1 protein-coding gene is annotated in these 1,136 nt (G+C 69.7%); it reads right to left on the minus strand.

The window, feature by feature from the left end; translation table 11 throughout:
- Window positions 1-103 precede the first annotated feature (103 nt).
- Window positions 104-1,136: class I tRNA ligase family protein (locus tag ACTS11_RS12510; RefSeq protein ID WP_442640646.1), on the minus strand; the 1,033-nt coding region annotated here is incomplete at its 5' end.

The raw sequence follows: 1,136 nt of genomic DNA on the forward strand, positions 1-1,136 counted from the left end.
CCGGTCTACGGGCCGGGCGGCGCGGGGCGCGCGGTCCAGGACCGGCGTGAAGCCGCAGGCCGCCAGCGGCAGCGCGGCCATCAGCGCGAGGAACCTGCGGCGGTCAGACGACGACATTCACGATCCGTCCCGGCACGACGATCACCTTCTTCGGCGCCCCGCCTTCGAGGGCCCGCTGCACAGCGTCGTCCGCCAGCGCGGTCTTTTCAACCTCTTCCTTCGTGGCGTCCTTCGGCACCGTGATCTCCGAGCGCCGCTTGCCGTTGACCTGGATCGGCAGGGTCACGGTGTCCTCGACCAGCATGGCCTCGTCCGCCACCGGCCAGGGCGCTTCGGCGATCAGGCCCGCGCCGCCCTGGTGCGCCCAGATGTCCTCGGCCAGGTGCGGGGTCATCGGCGACATCAGCTGCGCGAGCGTCATGACCGCCTCGCGCTGCGCCGCGTGGGACGCCGTCGACCGCGCCAGCGTGTTGGTGAAGGCGTAGAGCTTGGCGATGGCCGCGTTGAAGCCGAAGCTGTCGATCCCGTTCGTCACGTCGCGGATGGTCCTGTGCATCTCGCGCAGGAGGTCGGCGTCGCCCTCGCCGGGCGCTGCCCGGTCCATCTGCCCGATCCGGTCGCAGAGGTTCCAGACCCGGCCGAGGTGCTTGTAGGCGGCCTCGGCGCCGGCGGCGGTCCATTCCACGTCGCGCTCGGGCGGGCTGTCGGACAGGACGAACCAGCGCGCGGTGTCGGCGCCGTAGGTCGCGATGATGTTCACCGGGTCGACGACATTCTTCTTGGATTTCGACATCTTGGCCGAGGGAGCGACCTCGACCTCGGTGCCGTCTTTGAGGAAGGCGCGGCCCTCGCGCATCTCCACCTCCTCGGGGAAGTGGTAGACCGGGCGGCCCTTCGCGTCGCGCGTCTGGAAGATCGCGTGCGTGACCATGCCTTGCGTGAAGAGCGCGTCGAACGGTTCCTTGCAGGCTTCGGGCAGGTGGCCGGTGATGTGCATCGCCCGGGCGAAGAAGCGGGAGTAGAGCAGGTGCAGGATCGCGTGCTCGATGCCGCCGATATACTGGTCGACGTTCATCCAGTATCCGGCCTCCGCGAGGTCGGTCGGCGTCGTCGCATGGGGCGCGGTGAAGCGGGCG

The organism is Roseicyclus sp. (assembly GCF_052168335.1).
GTDB lineage: Bacteria > Pseudomonadota > Alphaproteobacteria > Rhodobacterales > Rhodobacteraceae > Roseibacterium.